Here is a 16742-nt window from a genome sequence, read left to right on the forward strand (position 1 = left end):
GCGTGAGTCATGCAAAACCCGAGGGAGAAAACATGAACACGGGACTGGAAGCATCGCTTGGGGGCGATGGCGGAGCATCGTCGATCCGGCGTCGCATCTCGCGATTCGGAGCCCATCTCGAACGCGTCATCATGTGGGTGACCGAGGTCCCAGCGGCCGTGCTGGTGGTCGCGGAAATCGCCTTGCAGTTGAGCAACGTGATATTCCGTTACGTGCTCAAGGAGCCGCTTATCTGGGGCAACGAGCTCTCCGCGCTGTTGTTCGTCTGGCTCGCGATGCTGGGTGCGGTCATCGCCCTGCGTCGTGGGCAGCATATGCGGCTCGGCATCTTCATTGCCCGCTTGTCGCCGCCCCGGCGGGCATTCATGGACACGCTGGGCAATGTCGTTGTGGTGGCTTTCATGCTCGGGTTGGTGGCGCCCGCATGGGAGTACATGCAGGACCAGATACCCATCTTGAGCCCCGCGCTCGAATTCCCGGACGCATGGCGCGTCAGCAGCATCGTTGTCGGGGTGGGGCTGATGCTCGCGTTGACGCTCACGAGGCTGATCGCTCGGGCGAAGGCTCGCGACCTCATCGTGTCGGTCGCGATGGTCGGCGCCATCGCATTCGTGCTGTTCGGCAGCGCGGCGTTCTTTGTGGAACTCGGCAATGCTAGCCTGCTGGTGTTCTTTTTATTCGGCGTTGCATCGATGATTGCAGCGGGCGTGCCCATCTTCGTTGCGTTTGGAACGGCTACGCTGGCTTATCTTTCATGCACGACTTCGGCGCCGCTCAGTATCGTCGTAGGTCGCATGGACGAGGGCATGTCGGGGCTGATACTGCTCGCCGTGCCGCTATTCGTGCTGCTTGGCGCTCTGATGGAGTCCACCGGCATGGCCGAAGCCATGATCCGTTTCCTGATGACGCTGGTCGGGCATCGCCGGGGCGGGCTGTCCTATGTGCTGATTGGCGCCATGTACCTGGTTTCGGGTATTTCGGGCTCCAAGGTTGCGGACATGGCTGCCGTGGCGCCGGCGCTGTTTCCCGAGATGAAAAAGCGTGGTGCCGAGGATGGCGAACTGGTCGCCATGCTGGGCGCTTCCGGCGCGATGTCCGAGACGATTCCGCCGAGTCTTGTGTTGATCACGGCGGGCTCCGTCACGGGCGTGTCGATTTCCGCGTTGTTCACCGGCGGGTTCATGCCGGCCATCGTGGGCGCCATGGCGATGGGCGTGGTGGTCTGGTACCGCAGCCGCAGGGAAGACACTTCTTCCGTGCGCAAGGCCTCGGCGGCGCAGTGTGGAAGGGCCTTGCTTTTCGCGGCGCCGGCTCTCGTGCTGCCGTTCTTGATCCGCGCGGCCGTTTCGGAGGGCGTCGCCACGGCCACCGAGGTTTCGACCATCGGCATCGCCTATACGTTTGTCGTCGGACTGGCGTTATACCGGCGTTTCAAGTGGTCGCGGCTCTATCCGATTCTCGTTGAAACGGCTTCGCTCTCCGGCGCCATTCTCCTCATTATCGGTTGCGCAACGGCCATGGCCTGGGCGCTGACGCAATCGGGATTCGCTCATCAACTGAGCGCGGCAATGATGCGCATGCCTTGTGGAGCGGGCGGGTTTTTGGCCGCTTCCGCATTGATCTTCGTGGTATTGGGCAGTTTTCTGGAAGGGATTCCCGCCATTGTGCTGTTTGCGCCGCTGCTGTTTCCCATCGCGCGTGCCTTTGGCATCAACGAGGTGCATTACACCATGGTCGTCATCTTTGCGATGGGATTGGGGCTATTCGCCCCGCCCTTTGGTGTCGGGTTCTTCGCGGCCTGTGCGATCGGCAAGGTGAACCCCGATGGCGCAATGAAGTCGATGTGGATCTATCTTGGCGCGCTGCTGGTTTCGCTCGTTATGATCGCGGCCGTGCCGTGGTTCTCGACGGGTTTTCTCTAACGGCAACGAGATCCGCCAAAATCCTTCCTTTTCTCGTCGCACGACCGACATGGCTCGGGCATCCAGTCGTCGCCGCGAAAGCGGTTGAATCCGGGCGAGTCGTATCAGATGTGTTTTAGATCCCGAGAACGTTCGCGCCAATGCAGGCATCGATCGCACGTTCCAGCCGTTTCTGGTGCACGTTCAGCGTGATTTCCATCGAACCCGTTCCTACCTCGAGGTCCAGAAGGTGGCCGCCGTATGCGTTGAAATTGCTGTCGCCGGCCACGCCATGCAGGTGAATGGAGGGCTTGCCTTCGTGCCACGCCACGGATCCGACGATGCTGCCCATCTCGACGTTGTGGAATGTTTTGGCGTCGAATGCCTTTTTGCTGGCGTGCCAGTAGCCGAAAGTCGCGTGCCCGAAGCCGATTGCGCTCACGCTGGCGGCCGGGATGTTTTCGGCATTCGCGAATTTCGTCAATTGCTCGAAGACGTTGTCGCCCATGCGCAGCACCATGAAATAGCCAGTGGGCGTTTTGATGTAGCGGCGTTGAACGTCGGTGCCGGCGGCGGCGATGGCGCCCGCCTCGCATTCGGCCGGCGACGACGGCTGGGCCGACGCGTTGTTCGGAACAATCGAGGTTGCGACGGCGCCGGCAGACAACCAGGCGATGTTCTTGAAGAAGTGTCGGCGCAGGTAAGTTTTGTCCATTGTAAATCTCCGTTGGATTCGCTTGATGTGTTCGATCTATTGAGTGACACAGACCAGTTGGGCCGCAGTGTAGCCAACGCGCAATGAGATGGATATTGAGCGTTTGGACTAGCGCTATAACTAACGCTCATTTAATGGCGGCGAGGAAAAATATTCCCGCTTTTAATTCGGTTTTTATCCGGGAAAACACCTGCTCATGACTGTTCGATAAACAATCGGGAATCGCATTTTTAAGTGTCTGCTGGTTGAGAGGAAGTTATAGTTGTATCAAAACTTCTCAATTTCGCGCGGCCGGCGCGCTACGTATACTGCCTCACAAAATGCCCCACAGAAAACAGAAACGCCACGATCCGGGCAAGCCGGGTTCAGGGTTAACGCCACCGGGTTGTTCCTACTATAACTTTGGTTCAATTCAGCGTCACTCGTTAGAGCGTTCGACTTATTAGAGGAAAGAATGGGAAACAGCATTCTCGTTACACGCGAAGTCGATATCGCGACTATTTCACTGAACAATCCAGGGAAATTGAATGCGTTGTCATTGGCAATGTGGCGTGAACTCGGCACCGCAATCGACGCGCTTTCCGAAGACAGCAGCGTGCGGTGCGTGATCTTGCGCGGCGCTGGAACGCAGGCTTTCGCTGCCGGTGCCGACATTAGCGAATTCGCGGCCAGTCGATCGAATCGTGAGCAAGCTCGTGCATATGCACAGGTCACGACGGCCGCGATGGAGGCCATCGAGCATTGCCGGCATCCGGTGGTCGCGATGATTCATGGTGTGTGCGTGGGCGGCGGTCTCGAGATTGCCTCGCTTTGCGACATCCGCATTTGCGGCGAATCGAGCCGCTTCGGCGCGCCGGTCGGGCAGCTTGGCCTGACGATGTCCTATGCCGAGCTTGGCGCGTTGATCCGGCTCGCGGGCCGCCCGGCCGCCATGGAGATCGTGCTCGAAGGACGCATCCTGAACGCCCAGGAGGCGCTCGCCAAGGGGCTGGTCTCGCGCGTCGTGGCCGACGACGCCGTTGAGGAAGAGGCGCTCGCCAGCGCGCGGCGCATCGCGCGCGGCGCGCCGCTCGTCGCCAGGTGGCACAAGCAGGCGGCGGACAAGCTCACGCGTTCGCCCGAGCTGTCCGCCGCCGAAATCGAATCGGCCTTTGACTGCTTCGATACGGAAGACTTCCGCATCGGCGCGCAAGCCTTCAACGCAAAACAGAAACCGGTCTTCAAGGGAAAGTGAAATGGGTCCGCTGAGTGGAATGAAAGTGGTCGAACTGGCGCACATCATGTCTGGCCCCGTGTGCGGCATGATGCTCGCCGACATGGGAGCAGACGTCGTCAAGGTCGAGAAGGTGCCGGATGGCGACGATTCGCGGCGCTTTTCGCCGATTCTGCCGAGTGGCGAGTCAGCCTCGTTCATGATCGTCAATCGCAACAAGCGTGGCATCGGGCTCAATCTGAAGAGCGAAAGCGGCCGCGAGGTGCTCAAGCGGCTGCTTGCGGACGCCGACGTGGTCACGGAGAACTATCGCGCCGGCACGATGGAGAAGTTCGGTCTTGGCTACGAGACGCTCAAGCAGATCAATCCCGGACTGATCTATTGCGCGATTTCCGGCTTCGGGCGCACGGGTCCGTTCGGCGAGAAGGGCGGGTTCGATCTGATCGCGCAAGGCATGAGCGGCATGATGAGCATGACCGGCGAGGAAGGGCGCGAGCCCGTCAAGGCAGGCTCGCCCGTGGCCGATATCAATTCCGGCATTCTCGCGGCGCTCGGCATTGCGGCGGCCTACGCGCAAAAGCTGCGCACGGGGCTTGGGCAGATGGTCGACACGTCGCTCTTCGAAGCGGGCCTGCAGCAGATGTACTGGCCGGCGGCCAGCTATCTCGCGGACGGCACCATTTTGCCGAAGATGGGTTCCGCGAACTCGACGAGCGCGCCCTATCAGGTCTTCAAGACCCGCGATGGCTGGATCAATATCGGCGCAGCCAATCAGAGCAACTACGAGCGGCTCATCGAGGTGCTCGACGCGCCGGAACTCGCGTGCGACCCGCGCTTTGCGACCAACGCGCTGCGGCTCGGGCACCGCGAGGAACTCGTGGCAATCCTGAACGATGTGCTCATGCGGCGCACCACCGACGACTGGATGGCCCAGTTCGACCGCATCGGCTTGCCTGCGGGTCCGGTGCTGGATATTGCCGCCGCGCTTGCGCATCCGCAGACGATCGCGCGCGAGATGGTGGTCGAAACCGATCATCCCGTGGCCGGAAAGGTTCGGGGCCTGGGGCTGCCGATTCACTTCTCCGAAGCGACGCGATCGGCAAGCCGGCCGGCTCCGCTGCTGGGCCAGCACACACGCGAAGTGCTGATGGAAGCGGGTTATTCGGCCAGCGAGGTCGACCGGCTCATCGAAGAAAAGGCGGTTGTCGCGCTGGCGCGGTAAAGGCGAAACGGATGCTTCGCATCCACCGACGGACACAGACGCGATCAATCGCGCAGGACAAAAGAACAGGAGACAGACATGAGTGGAACGATTTCGCGTCGGGGCTTCCTGACGACGGCGGGAATGGCCATGGCTGCCACGGCGACGAGCCTGGCCTTGCCGGGCCGCGCCTTCGCACAGGGCTCGCCCATTGCCCTCAAATACGCGAGCAGTCTGCCCGACAGCCATCCGCTGAACGCGTACATGCGGCAGGCGTCCGCGGCGATCAAGAAGGAAACCAACGGCCGCGTCGATTTGCAGATCTATGCCAACGCGCAGATGGGCGGCGACACCGACATGCTCTCGCAGGTGCGCGCGGGCGGTGTCGATTTCATCCCGCTGCCCGGCGCGATTCTTTCCACGCTCGTGCCGGTGGCGTCGATCGAAAGCGTGCCGTTCGCCTTCAAGAATTACGACGAGGTCTGGGGCGCCATGGACGGCGACCTCGGCAAGCACGTGCGCGCCGAAGCCGCCAAGGTCGGCCTGATTGCGATGGACAAGATCTGGAACAACGGCTTCAGACAGATTACGAGTTCCACGCACCCCATCAGGACGCCTGCCGATCTCAAGGGCCTCAAGCTTCGCGTGCTGGTGAGCCCGCTCTGGACATCGATGTTTCAGGCGCTAGGCGCCGCGCCTACCGGCATCAATATCAACGAGACTTACTCTGCACTCCAGACCAAGGTGGTCGAGGGGCAGGAGAACCCGCTCGTGGTCGTCCAGTCCGCTCGCTTCTACGAAGTGCAGAAGTATTGCTCGTTGACGGGACATATCTGGAACGGTTTCTGGCTGCTCGCGAGCGGCAGGACGTGGCCGAACCTGCCCAAGGACATTCAGGAGATCGTCGCACGCAACCTCAATGCCGCGGCCATGAAGCAGCGCGATGAAGTCATCCGCCTGAACCAGAGTCTCGAGCCCACGCTGACGGCCAAGGGCCTGATCTTCAACAAGGTCGATCAGCAGGCATTCCGCGCCGCGCTGCAGCAAAAGAGCTTCTACGCCGACTGGAAAAAGAAGTACGGCGACGGAGCGTGGGCACTACTCGAGAAGTACTCCGGAAAGCTTTCCTGAGGAAGGGCAGATCATGAGCACGGACGTTCCCATGATGAATATTCCAGCTGCGGCAGAGAGCAAACCCCTCGGCCCCGTGGCGAAGGTCGGGCACTTTCTCGATGCGTGTATCCGATGGTCGACTGAACTCTGCGCCGCCGTGCTGGTGGTGGCCGAGGTGGCGTTGTTGTTCGCCAACGTGTTTTACCGCTACGCGTTACACGATCCGCTGATCTGGGGCGACGAACTGGCGACGCTGCTGTTCATCTGGCTCGCCATGCTGGGCGCGGTCATCGCGCTGCGCCGCAACGAGCACATGCGGCTCACGACGTTCATCGCCCACCTGAGCCCTTCCCGGCGCGCACTGGTCGATACCTTCGGCGCGGTGGTGGTGATCGCGTTCATGCTCGCGCTGCTCTCGCCCGCATGGGACTATGTCTCGGAGCAGTGGCCCATCACGAGCGCGGCGCTGTCGATCTCCGACGGCTATCGGGTGGCGGCGCTCGCCGTCGGCTTGACGCTGATGCTCGCCATCTCGGTTGCGCGCCTCATGGAGCAGGCTCGGCCGTTGCACTTTCTCGCGTCGTTCGTGGTCGTGGGCGGCATTGCGGCGGCGTTGATGGCCTTCAAGGTGCAGATCACCGCACTCGGCAACTGGAACCTGCTGATCTTCTTCGTGGGCGCCGTCGTCTTCATGATCGTGATCGGCATCCCCATCATGGTGGCATTCGGTCTGTCCACCGTCGCCTATCTGGGCACCGTGACGTTTACGCCGATGCTGATCGTCATGGGCCGCATCGACGAAGGCATGTCCAGCCTGATCCTGCTCGCCATTCCGCTGTTCGTTTTTCTAGGCGCGCTGATCGAGGCAATGGGGATGGCGCGCGCGATGATTCGCTTCCTCGCGTCGATGATCGGGCACTTGCGGGGCGGTCTGTCCTACGTGCTGGTTGGCGCGATCTACCTGGTCAGCGGCATATCGGGCTCGAAGGCCGCGGATATGGCAGCGGTCGCGCCCGCGCTCTTTCCGGAAATGAAAAAGCGCGGCGAAGACGAAAACGAACTGGTCGCGATGTTGAGCGCGTCGGGTGCGATGTCGGAAACGATTCCGCCGAGCCTCGTGCTCATCACCATCGGTTCGGTCACGGGGGTATCGATTTCCGCGCTCTTTACAGGCGGCTTCATGCCGGCCGTCGTGGGGGCGATCGCGATGATCGCCGTGATCTGGATGAAGAACCGCAAGCGCGAAGTCAAGGGCGTCGAGCGCGCCAAGCCGCGCGACGTGATCAAGGCGTTTTTCATTGCGCTGCCGGCGCTGGCGTTGCCGGTCGTGATTCGCGCGGCCGTGGTCGAAGGCGTCGCCACCGCAACCGAAGTCGCGTCTGTTGGCGTCATCTACACCTTTGTGGTCGGCCTGCTCTTTTATCGCTCGTTCGACTGGAAGCGCCTTTATCCGATCATTGTCAGCACGGCTTCGCTGTCCGGCGCGATTCTCATCATCATCGGCTGCGCCACGGCGATGGCGTGGGCGCTGACGCAGTCCGGCTTCTCGCAACAGTTGACGACGCTGATGGCCCATGCGCCCGGCGGTGCGACAGGATTCCTGATCATTTCGTCGGCGGCGTTCGTGGTGCTGGGGAGTTTTCTCGAAGGCATCCCCGCTATCGTGCTGTTCGGGCCGTTGCTGTTTCCCGTCGCGCGCTCGCTTGGCGTCAACGACGTGCACTACGCCATGGTCGCGATCTTCGCGATGGGGCTCGGGCTGTTTGCGCCGCCCTTCGGCGTGGGATTCTATGCGGCCTGTGCCGTTGCGAAGGTGAACCCGGATGGCGCGATGAAGCGCGTATGGCCCTACCTGGGCGCGCTCGCGGTTGCCTTGTCGGTACTCGTTGCCGTTCCCTGGGTCTCCACAGGGTTCCTCTCCTGAACCCGATTTCCAGAAACCTCTGTTGTTGAATCCTTTGTTGAATCCTTTTAGCCAGACAGGACGATGGCCCAGATGATCAAAGATACCCTGCATGAGGGCGAACTTTACTCGCGCACGATTCCCGTTGACCGTGACCGTACGATTTCATTTCTCGGCGAGGCGTTGCGGATCTATGCCACGCCGCAACTGATCAACGACATCGAGCAGACCTGTCTGGTCTACCTGCTCGAACATGTCGAGGACGGCGCGAACTCGGTGGGCACGGCGGTCGATATCGCGCACACGGGCGCGACCTTGCTCGGCATGCACGTGCGCATCGACGTGAAGGTCGCGCGAATCGAAGGCCGCGCGGTGAAATTCGACGTGGCGGTATTCGACGACGTGGAACAGGTGTGCTCCGGCAGCCATTCGCGTTTCGTGATCGATGTGGAAAAGCTCAAGACGCGGGTCGCCGCGAAGGCAAGCCGCGTGGGAGTCACCGTATGAGCGAGCGCACGAGCGCCGCTGGCGAGCCCTCGATGAAGCGCATCGACGGCAAGACCGGGATCGGACCGGACGAGATTCCGATTATCGATGCCCATCATCACTTGTGGGATCTCGCGGCGGGACACTACCCGTGGCTTCAGGACGAGTACCACGAAGCGTTCTTTCTGGGCGACTACCGCAGCCTTTGCCGGGACTTCTTGCCGGAGGACTATCTTGCCGTCGCTCGCGGACAGCCCGTGATTGGAACCGTACACGTGGAGGCGGAGCGCGCGCGCGACGAGCAGGTCGCGGAAACGCGATGGCTGCACGATGTTCATGCGAAATATGGCTTTCCCGGCGCCGTCGTGGCGCATGCGTGGTTCGATCGGCCCGATACCGAAGAGATTCTTGCGCAGCATGCGGCGTATCCGCTCGTGCGCGGGATTCGCTCGAAGCCGGTGACTTCGGCGCGGCCCGGCGAATCGGTCCATGGCCTGGCTGGGACGATGCAGGATCCGAAATGGCTGCAAGGGTTTGCGCTGCTCGAAAGGTTCGGCTTGTCGTGGGACTTGCGCGTGCCGCCGTGGCATCTCCCCGATGCGACCGAAGTGGCCCGCCTGTTCCCCAACACGATGATCGCCTTGAATCACACAGGTTTTCCTTGGGACCGCAGCGAGGAAGGGCTCGCGCGATGGCGGGACTGGATGGAGCAGTTGGCGAAACAGCCGAACGTGTATGTGAAGCTTTCCGAGTTCGGGTTGAAGGGCAAAGCATGGAACTACGATGAAAACCGGCGGATCGTGCTCGATGCCGTCTCCATCTTCGGCGTCGACCGGTGCATGTTCGCAAGCAATTTCCCGGTGGCGGGTTTGCGAGTGAGCTATGACGTGCTCGTCGACAGCATGCGAGTCATGCTCGCCCCCCTGGGGCGCGAAGCGCAGAAGAATATCTTCTTTCGCAATGCGCTTCGGTTTTATCGCATGGACATTCAACCCTGAGATCTAGCATCCAAGCGCCGAATTCCGGCGAAGAGTCATCATGTCAAACGCACATTCCGGGCAGGATGCCGTGCCCGACGCGACGCAGCTTCGCAGCCGCTTTCTGGAAACGGGCTCCGACGACGATTTGCCCATCGTGGACCCGCATCAGCATTTTTTCGATCTGGAGAAAAACTACTATCCGTGGCTAACAGACAAGCCCGTCAAGCATTTTCGCTACGGTAATTACGACAAGATCCGGCGCAGTTTCTTGCCTGACGATTATTTTCGCGCGGCGGGCCATCACAGGATCGTGAAGACGGTGCTGATCGAAGGCGAGTGGGACCCCGACGATCCGCTCGGCGAACTGCGCTGGGTGGATGCGCTGGCGCGCGAACATGGTTTTCCCCATGCCATGTGCGGCCACGCACGGCTCGATCAGGAAGAGGTGGACCTCGTTCTGGATGCCTATGGCCGCCATGCACTGGTCAGAGGCGTCAGGCACAAGCCCACCGCGGTTGCGCGCGAGGCGTGGACGGAGTGCTTCGTCGCGCCGGGATCGATGCGGGATCCCAAGTGGCGGGACGGCTACGCGAAGCTTCAGCGCCACGACCTGCATTTCGAGCTACAGGTTTTCTGGTGGCATTTCAACGAGGCCGCGGAACTCGCGCGCGATTTCCCGGCAACGCGGATCGTCATCAATCACACCGGTCTGCCGGCGGACCGCTCGAAAGAGGGATTGAGCGCCTGGCGAGCAGCACTTGAACGCGTGGCGCGCGAGCCCAATGTCCACCTGAAAATCTCGGGAATTTGCGTTCCGGGGCAGTCGTGGAGCGTCGAATCGAATGGTCCCGTCGTGCGGACGGCCATCGACGTGTTCGGCACGCAGCGCTGCTCGTTTGCCAGCAACTACCCCGTGGATGGCGTGGTGGACACCCTGACCGACATCTTTGACGGGTTCAAGCAGATTGCGCGTGCCTGGTCCATTGAAGACCGCTTGCGGCTTTTCCATGACAACGCGGTCAGGGTGTATGGGCTTTGACTGTACGGGTTGCTTCGTGTAAGTCATTCACCAGGCGGCCATGCCGCAGCGAGACGAACCTTCAGCATTTCGATAAAGCGGGCAGCGGGCGGCGAGATCGGACCGCCCTTGCGCGTGACGATACCAAAACTCTGCGACTGCGAACGCAGCCTGATCGGCAGGATCCGGAGCATGCCGTGCCGCGCGCACAGGCTGGCGATGTCGGTGGGCAGCACCGATACGAGACCCGTGTTCTGCATGAGCAGCGTTACCGTCACGAACGTGGATGCGGTCGAGATCGTGTTGCCCGGCATCGTCAGTCCGGCAAGATCCATCTCCCGTTCGAGCAGGGCACGCAGAGGCATCTGGGTCGGATAGACAACCCAGCGGTGATCGATCAGATCCCGTATCTCGACGTTTTCCGGCAGGGGCGGATGTGCGTGGCCGACAACCACCGATAGCGGCTCGTCGCCGATCTTCTGGTAACGGTATTTCGCTGGCTGGTCGCTGACGACCGTGCGCCCGATGACGAGATCCAGATGCCCTTCATCGAGCTGCAAGAGCATCTTTGCGCTGGTGTCCTCGACCACCTCGACGGAAAGGTTCTGCTGGCTTGCGTGCAGTTCGTCAAGCACCGGCACCACGATTTCCGGGATCGCTCCCATGATCGAGCCGATGGCGAGCCGTCCGCCCCGACCGCTGCGGATTTCCGAAATGTCGTCACACAGCGCGCTCAGGTCCATCGTCAGCAGCCGCGCATGGCGGATCACGCAATGGCCGAACTGGTTGGGGATCATGCCGTTTTTCGAGCGCTCAAAAAGCTGCGCAGCGAAGATGGATTCCAGTTCGCCGAGCATCTTGCTCGCGGCCGACTGCGTCATCGACATCACGCCCGCCGCCTTGTGCATGGATTTGTGTTCGTCGAGCGCAATCAGCAACTGTAGCTGGCGAATCCGCAATCTCGACATCAGGGCATCCAGGGTTGTCATCCGATTCCTAAAAGTGATCACGAGATGGAAATTTATCACTGTACAGCCCGGAAAGTTGGCCCGTATAGTCGCCGCTGGAGACAATCCTGGCGTCGCGAATCCCGATGCCTTCATGAGATACACAATGGCGACAATCAGCGAACAGAACGCTAGCTCTATCTCGCCGGTCATCCGGCTTCATCGCAGCGACGATGTGGTGATCGCCCGTTCCCAGCTCGTCGGCGGGACGGTGCTGCAGGAAGAGGGCGTGACGGTGAGTGGCCTCGTTCCTCCCGGCCACAAGATCGCCGTGCGTGCAATCGGCCAGGGCCAGCCCGTGCGGCGCTATGGCCAGATCATCGGCTTTGCGAGCCGGCCAATCGCGCCGGGCGAACATGTGCACACGCATAACCTCGCGATGGGTGAATTCCAGCGCGACTATGCGTTCTGCGCCGATGCGAAGCCAACCCGCGTTGCCGACGGAAACGCCACTTTCGACGGTATCGTGCGTCCCGACGGCCGCGTCGCCACGCGTAACTACATTGGGATCCTCACGTCGGTCAACTGCTCGGCCACGGTCGCCCGGGCGATCGCCGATCGCTTTCGCCGCGACATCCACCCCGAGGCGCTCGGCGCCTATCCGAATATCGATGGCGTGGTCGCGCTCACGCATGGGGTTGGCTGCGCGGTCGACGCGGAAGGCGAAGCGCTTGAAATCCTGCAGCGCACGCTCGGCGGCTACGTGGTTCATCCGAATTTCGCCGCCGTGCTCGTCATCGGACTGGGTTGCGAAACCAACCAGATCGCGCGGCTCGTCGAAAAGCAGCATCTCGAAGCGCTCGTGAGCACAGGTCGGCTCAGCACCTACAACATTCAGGAGACCGGCGGAACCGTCAAGTCGATCGAGCGGGGCGTCGAACTCGTTCAGGGACTGCTCGCCAAGGCAAACGATGCGCGGCGCGAGCCGGTACCGGCTTCCCATCTCGTCGTCGGCCTTCAGTGCGGGGGCTCCGATGGTTATTCGGGAATTTCGGCGAACCCGGCGCTCGGCGCCGCCGTCGACTTGCTGGTGGCGCATGGAGGCACGGCGATTCTTTCCGAAACGCCTGAGATCTACGGCGCCGAGCACCTTCTCACGCGTCGTGCGCTCAACGCTCAGGTGGCGGAAAAACTGGTCGCCCGTATCCGCTGGTGGGAGGATTATTGCGCGCGCAACCATGCCTCGCTGGACAACAATCCTTCGGCCGGCAACAAGGCGGGCGGGCTGACGACCATTCTCGAGAAGTCGCTGGGCGCAGTGGCCAAAGGCGGAACAACGAATCTCGTGGACGTCTACGAATATGCGCAGCCGGTCCATGCGAAGGGGTTCGTCTTCATGGATACGCCCGGCTATGACCCGATCTCGGCGACTGGCCAGGTGGCGGGCGGCGCCAACCTGATCTGTTTCACCACAGGACGTGGTTCCGCCTATGGGTGTGCTCCGACGCCGTCGCTCAAGATCGCGACCAACGAAGCACTATGGCAGCGCCAGCAGGATGACATGGACCTGAATTGCGGGCCCATCCTCGCGGGCACGAAGACGATTGAAGAGGTGGGCGCCGAGCTCTTCCAGCTCATGCTCCAGGTGGCGTCCGGCCAGCGCTCGCGCAGCGAGATTCACGGCTACGGACAGAACGAGTTCGTGCCCTGGCAGATCGGCGCCATCACCTGAAGCTCACGTCACTATCGGAACAAACCGGGAACAAACCGGCGCGATATCCACCCGCGCGCCGCATGGGAGGAGACCACACCATGAACCAGCCACATTACGCGGCCGACGCATTGATGGCCTACGCCAACCAGTTGCTCGACGCGGCGGGTCTGGCCGCAACGCACGCCGATGCCGTTGCGACGACGCTCGTCGAAGGCGATTTGCTGGGTCACGATACCCACGGCCTCGCGCAACTCCCGGGCTATCTGGATGAGCTTCAGGCGGGCCACATGACGAAGGAAGGGGAGCCCATCGTGCTGTCCGACCGGCCGGCCGCGCTGCTGTGGGATGGCAGACGTCTGCCCGGCCCCTCTCTCGTGCTGCGCGGCATCGATGCCCTGATTCCGCGCGCACACCAGTACGGCACGGCTACCCTTGCGATCAGGCACAGCCATCACATCGCGTGTCTTGCGACTTATCTGCTGCGCGCGACCGAAGCGGGTTTTGTCCTGTTGCTGTCGAGTTCGGATCCGAGCGTGCAGAGCGTTGCACCGTTTGGCGGCACGCGCGCGGTCTTTACGCCCAATCCGGTTGCGCTTGGCGTACCCACGACCCACTCGCCTTTCCTGATCGACATCTCCGCGTCGATCACGACGAATGCAATGACGGCGCGGCTGCACAAAGCCGGCAAGCAGTTCGACGAGGCGTGGCTGCTGGACGCCGACGGACACGCGACGCGTGAGCCTGGCGCGCTCTTTACCGACCCGCCTGGCACGATCCTGCCGCTCGGCGGCATGGATGCGGGCCACAAGGGCTTCGGCCTCGCGGTGCTGATCGAGGCGCTCACGAGCGGGCTGGCCGGGCATGGCCGTGCCGATAGCCCCACCGGCTGGGGCGCGACGGTGTTCATGACGCTCTATGATCCCGCCGCGTTCGCCGGTCTCGACGAATTCCATCGCCAGATGGACTGGCTGGCGCAGGCGTGCCGTACCAACCCGCCGCGCCCCGGCGTGGAGCGGGTGCGCATGCCCGGAGACGGTGCAATGGCCCGGCGCGATGCCCAGCTCGCTGCGGGCGTGCAGCTGCATCCCACCATCCGTCCCGCTCTCGATAAGTGGGGTGAGCGTTACGGTGTCGCCTTCCCGAAGCCGCTCGACTGAGATCCGCAAACCGGCGGTTCCGCATCGCTCACCTGTATGTATTTTGGAATGCTTATAAAGCATTCCACCTAAAGGAGAAGTTTCTGATGACGCACGAAGTCTTGCGCGGCGTGTTTCCTGTTGTGCCAACCATCTTTGACGACAGTGGCCGTCTCGACGTGGCAGGCCAACGGCGCGCGGTCGATTTCATGATCGACGCCGGTTCCAATGGCCTCGCGATCCTTGCCAATTTCTCCGAGCAGTTTGCCCTTTCCGATGATGAGCGCAACACGGTTCAGCGGGTTGTGCTCGAACACGTCGCGGGCCGCGTGCCCGTTATCGTGACCACCACGCACTTCAGCAGCGACGTGTGCGCTGCGCGCAGCCGCGCCGCACAAGACGCAGGCGCGGCGATGGTGATGGTGATGCCGCCGTATCACGGCGCGACGATCCGGGTGGCCGAGCGCGGCATTCTTGAGTTCTATCGCCGCGTGTCCGACGCCATCGACATTCCGGTCATGATCCAGGACGCGCCCGTCTCGGGCACGACGCTCACGGCGGCGTTCCTCGCACGGCTGGCGAGAGAAGTGCGCAATGTCTCGTACTTCAAGATCGAATGTCCCCAGGCCGCGGCGAAATTGCGCGAACTGATCGAACTGGGCGGTGACGCCGTGATCGGCCCGTGGGACGGCGAGGAGGCGATCACGCTGATTCCCGACCTCGATGCGGGCGCAACCGGCACGATGACCGGCGGCGGCTATCCCGATGGCATTCGCAAGATCGTTGACGTCTATATGGCGGGCGATACCAGCCGGGCCGCCGATCTCTATCAGGCATGGCTGCCGCTCATCAACTACGAGAACCGCCAGACCGGCATTGCCACTTGCAAGATCCTGATGAAGGAGGGTGGCGTGATCGCCTCCGACGCCGTACGCCATCCACTCGCGCGGGTTCATCCTGCCGCCCGTGCAGGTCTGATCGAGATCGCACGGCGACTCGATCCTCTCGTGCTGCGCTGGGGCAGATAAGCCGTCTTTGCATGACGAACGCACTACAACAAGGAGACACGCTGTGGACGAAAACCTCGCTACAAAAGTAGCCCCCATTGCCGGCACGACCCGCATGAACCTGCGCTGGTATGTGCTGCTCTGGCTGCTCGCAGGCGGCATCATCAATTATCTCGACCGGGCAAGCCTGTCGATCGCAGCACCTGGAATGATTCATGACCTGAACTTCACGCGTACCGAGATCGGCCTGCTTGGCACGGTGTTCGCGTGGACCTATGCGGTCATGCAGTTGCCCGCGGGATGGATCATCGACCGCTTTGGCGCAAAGCGCGCATACGCCTACGGCATGATCTGGTGGAGCGTGGCGACGTGGATGACGGGCATCGTGGGCTCGTTCGCGGGGTTGATCGCGATGCGCGCGCTGCTCGCGGTCGGCGAGGCGCCGTGCTTTCCGACCTCCGCGAAAATTACCGCTGCGTGGTTTCCGGAAAAGGAGCGCGGCGTGGCGACGGGCGTGTGGGATTCATCCACGAAATGGGGGCCGGCGCTGGCGCCTGTCGTACTCGTGCCATTGATGATTGCGTTCGGATGGCGCTCGCTTTTCTATCTGACCGGTATTGCCGGCGTAGTGTTCGCTGTGTTCTTTCTGTTGCGCTACCGCAGCCCTGCCGATCATCCCCGGCTCTCGCGAGAGGAATTCAGCTACATCGAGGCTGGCGGCGGCGCGCATGAGCAAACGCGCAGTGCAAGCCGGCTGAAATGGACGAGTCTCTTCACGTATCGCAGCGTGTGGGGAATGATCTGCGGATACTTCTGTTCGATCTGGCTGTGGAATCTCTTCCTGGTGTTCCTGCCGCTGTATCTGCTGGACCGCTTCCACATCACGCTCGCACAGATGGGCATTTACGCGAGCATTCCCTGGATTGGTGGGGGGCTTTCGGAAATCGCTGCGGGCTTGCTGACCAAGAAGATCATCGAGCGTGGCATCGCGACGCCAATCAACGCGAAACGGCTGATGATCGCATTCTGCTCCGCAGGCGCGGCAATCTGTGCAATCGCACTGCCGTTCGTCACTTCGCTTACCGAAACCATCGCGCTCATGACCATCGGCCTCGGCTTCATCGCCGCGATTCTCGGCCACGCGTGGGCACTGTCCACCGACGTTGCCCCGAAGTCGATGGTTGCCTCGGTCGGCTCAATCCAGAACTTTGGCGGTTACTTCGGTGGCGCTTTCTCGCCGGCCGTCGCGGGTTTTATCGTCGACCGTACCGGTTCGTATTCGCTTGCGCTCATCAGTGGCGGACTGATCGCGGGCTGTGCGGCACTGTTCTACTGGTTCATGGTGAAACAGCCGATTCCAGAGCCGCAGTAACCCGATTGCGTTCGTGAAATTGTCGTGCTAATTTTT

At 61.8% G+C, this 16742-nt stretch carries 14 protein-coding genes; 12 read left to right on the plus strand and 2 right to left on the minus strand.

The annotated features are described in order from the left end of the window. Nucleotides 1-32: 32 nt before the first annotated feature. Nucleotides 33-1922, plus strand: coding sequence for a TRAP transporter large permease (locus L5014_RS01665; RefSeq protein WP_420799995.1), 1890 nt, complete (start codon nucleotides 33-35; stop codon nucleotides 1920-1922). A gap of 115 nt (nucleotides 1923-2037) precedes the next feature. Here L5014_RS01665 and L5014_RS01675 read toward each other — a convergent pair whose 3' ends face one another. Then, nucleotides 2038-2616: a PPC domain-containing DNA-binding protein gene (locus L5014_RS01675; protein WP_238461843.1), complete on the minus strand. Its 579-nt coding sequence runs from the start codon at nucleotides 2614-2616 to the stop codon at nucleotides 2038-2040. 454 nt (nucleotides 2617-3070) lie between these two features. Between L5014_RS01675 and L5014_RS01680 the strand changes: the two genes are divergently transcribed. The 7 genes from L5014_RS01680 (at nucleotide 3071) to L5014_RS01710 (ending at nucleotide 10551) form a co-directional block, all read left to right on the plus strand. Then, nucleotides 3071-3850, plus strand: a complete 780-nt coding sequence (locus L5014_RS01680; RefSeq protein ID WP_238461844.1) for an enoyl-CoA hydratase-related protein — start codon at nucleotides 3071-3073, stop codon at nucleotides 3848-3850. A 1-nt stretch (nucleotide 3851) separates the two neighbouring features. After that, nucleotides 3852-5051, plus strand: coding sequence for a CaiB/BaiF CoA transferase family protein (locus tag L5014_RS01685; protein WP_238461845.1), 1200 nt, complete (start codon nucleotides 3852-3854; stop codon nucleotides 5049-5051). A gap of 78 nt (nucleotides 5052-5129) precedes the next feature. Beyond that, nucleotides 5130-6161: a TRAP transporter substrate-binding protein gene (locus tag L5014_RS01690; RefSeq protein WP_238461846.1), complete on the plus strand. Its 1032-nt coding sequence runs from the start codon at nucleotides 5130-5132 to the stop codon at nucleotides 6159-6161. 13 nt (nucleotides 6162-6174) lie between these two features. Next, a complete protein-coding gene (locus tag L5014_RS01695) occupies nucleotides 6175-8067 on the plus strand; it encodes a TRAP transporter large permease (RefSeq protein ID WP_238461847.1) in 1893 nt (630 codons plus the stop codon). A gap of 72 nt (nucleotides 8068-8139) precedes the next feature. Continuing rightward, nucleotides 8140-8553 (plus strand): thioesterase family protein, encoded by a 414-nt coding sequence (locus L5014_RS01700; RefSeq protein WP_238461848.1) that lies wholly within the window; start codon nucleotides 8140-8142, stop codon nucleotides 8551-8553. 32 nt (nucleotides 8554-8585) lie between these two features. Then, nucleotides 8586-9530, plus strand: coding sequence for an amidohydrolase family protein (locus L5014_RS01705; RefSeq protein WP_238462123.1), 945 nt, complete (start codon nucleotides 8586-8588; stop codon nucleotides 9528-9530). Nucleotides 9531-9570: 40 nt separating this feature from the next. Then, nucleotides 9571-10551, plus strand: a complete 981-nt coding sequence (locus tag L5014_RS01710) for an amidohydrolase family protein (protein WP_238461849.1) — start codon at nucleotides 9571-9573, stop codon at nucleotides 10549-10551. A 23-nt stretch (nucleotides 10552-10574) separates the two neighbouring features. Here the strand turns inward: L5014_RS01710 and L5014_RS01715 are convergent, their stop codons facing one another. Continuing rightward, nucleotides 10575-11519 (minus strand): LysR family transcriptional regulator, encoded by a 945-nt coding sequence (locus L5014_RS01715; protein WP_238462124.1) that lies wholly within the window; start codon nucleotides 11517-11519, stop codon nucleotides 10575-10577. Between the two features lie 124 nt (nucleotides 11520-11643). Between L5014_RS01715 and L5014_RS01720 the strand changes: the two genes are divergently transcribed. The 4 genes from L5014_RS01720 (at nucleotide 11644) to L5014_RS01735 (ending at nucleotide 16706) form a co-directional block, all read left to right on the plus strand. Continuing rightward, nucleotides 11644-13209, plus strand: a complete 1566-nt coding sequence (locus tag L5014_RS01720) for a UxaA family hydrolase (RefSeq protein ID WP_238461850.1) — start codon at nucleotides 11644-11646, stop codon at nucleotides 13207-13209. Nucleotides 13210-13289: 80 nt separating this feature from the next. After that, nucleotides 13290-14348: an Ldh family oxidoreductase gene (locus tag L5014_RS01725; protein ID WP_238461851.1), complete on the plus strand. Its 1059-nt coding sequence runs from the start codon at nucleotides 13290-13292 to the stop codon at nucleotides 14346-14348. 86 nt (nucleotides 14349-14434) lie between these two features. Beyond that, entirely contained in the window at nucleotides 14435-15355 is a 921-nt protein-coding gene (locus tag L5014_RS01730; RefSeq protein ID WP_238461852.1) for a dihydrodipicolinate synthase family protein, read from the plus strand. Nucleotides 15356-15398: 43 nt separating this feature from the next. Continuing rightward, nucleotides 15399-16706, plus strand: coding sequence for an MFS transporter (locus L5014_RS01735; RefSeq protein ID WP_238461853.1), 1308 nt, complete (start codon nucleotides 15399-15401; stop codon nucleotides 16704-16706). Nucleotides 16707-16742 lie beyond the last annotated feature (36 nt).

This window comes from Paraburkholderia tagetis (assembly GCF_022213065.1).
GTDB lineage: Bacteria > Pseudomonadota > Gammaproteobacteria > Burkholderiales > Burkholderiaceae > Paraburkholderia > Paraburkholderia tagetis.

What these genes read in the sequence shown, in the direction of transcription:
- L5014_RS01665 (WP_420799995.1), top strand. Translation starts at nt 33, where the DNA reads ATGAACACGGGACTGGAAGCATCGCTTGGGGGCGATGGCGGAGCATCG.
- L5014_RS01675 (WP_238461843.1), bottom strand. Translation starts at nt 2,616, where the DNA reads ATGGACAAAACTTACCTGCGCCGACACTTCTTCAAGAACATCGCCTGG.
- L5014_RS01680 (WP_238461844.1), top strand. Translation starts at nt 3,071, where the DNA reads ATGGGAAACAGCATTCTCGTTACACGCGAAGTCGATATCGCGACTATT.
- L5014_RS01685 (WP_238461845.1), top strand. Translation starts at nt 3,852, where the DNA reads ATGGGTCCGCTGAGTGGAATGAAAGTGGTCGAACTGGCGCACATCATG.
- L5014_RS01690 (WP_238461846.1), top strand. Translation starts at nt 5,130, where the DNA reads ATGAGTGGAACGATTTCGCGTCGGGGCTTCCTGACGACGGCGGGAATG.
- L5014_RS01695 (WP_238461847.1), top strand. Translation starts at nt 6,175, where the DNA reads ATGAGCACGGACGTTCCCATGATGAATATTCCAGCTGCGGCAGAGAGC.
- L5014_RS01700 (WP_238461848.1), top strand. Translation starts at nt 8,140, where the DNA reads ATGATCAAAGATACCCTGCATGAGGGCGAACTTTACTCGCGCACGATT.
- L5014_RS01705 (WP_238462123.1), top strand. Translation starts at nt 8,586, where the DNA reads ATGAAGCGCATCGACGGCAAGACCGGGATCGGACCGGACGAGATTCCG.
- L5014_RS01710 (WP_238461849.1), top strand. Translation starts at nt 9,571, where the DNA reads ATGTCAAACGCACATTCCGGGCAGGATGCCGTGCCCGACGCGACGCAG.
- L5014_RS01715 (WP_238462124.1), bottom strand. Translation starts at nt 11,519, where the DNA reads ATGACAACCCTGGATGCCCTGATGTCGAGATTGCGGATTCGCCAGCTA.
- L5014_RS01720 (WP_238461850.1), top strand. Translation starts at nt 11,644, where the DNA reads ATGGCGACAATCAGCGAACAGAACGCTAGCTCTATCTCGCCGGTCATC.
- L5014_RS01725 (WP_238461851.1), top strand. Translation starts at nt 13,290, where the DNA reads ATGAACCAGCCACATTACGCGGCCGACGCATTGATGGCCTACGCCAAC.
- L5014_RS01730 (WP_238461852.1), top strand. Translation starts at nt 14,435, where the DNA reads ATGACGCACGAAGTCTTGCGCGGCGTGTTTCCTGTTGTGCCAACCATC.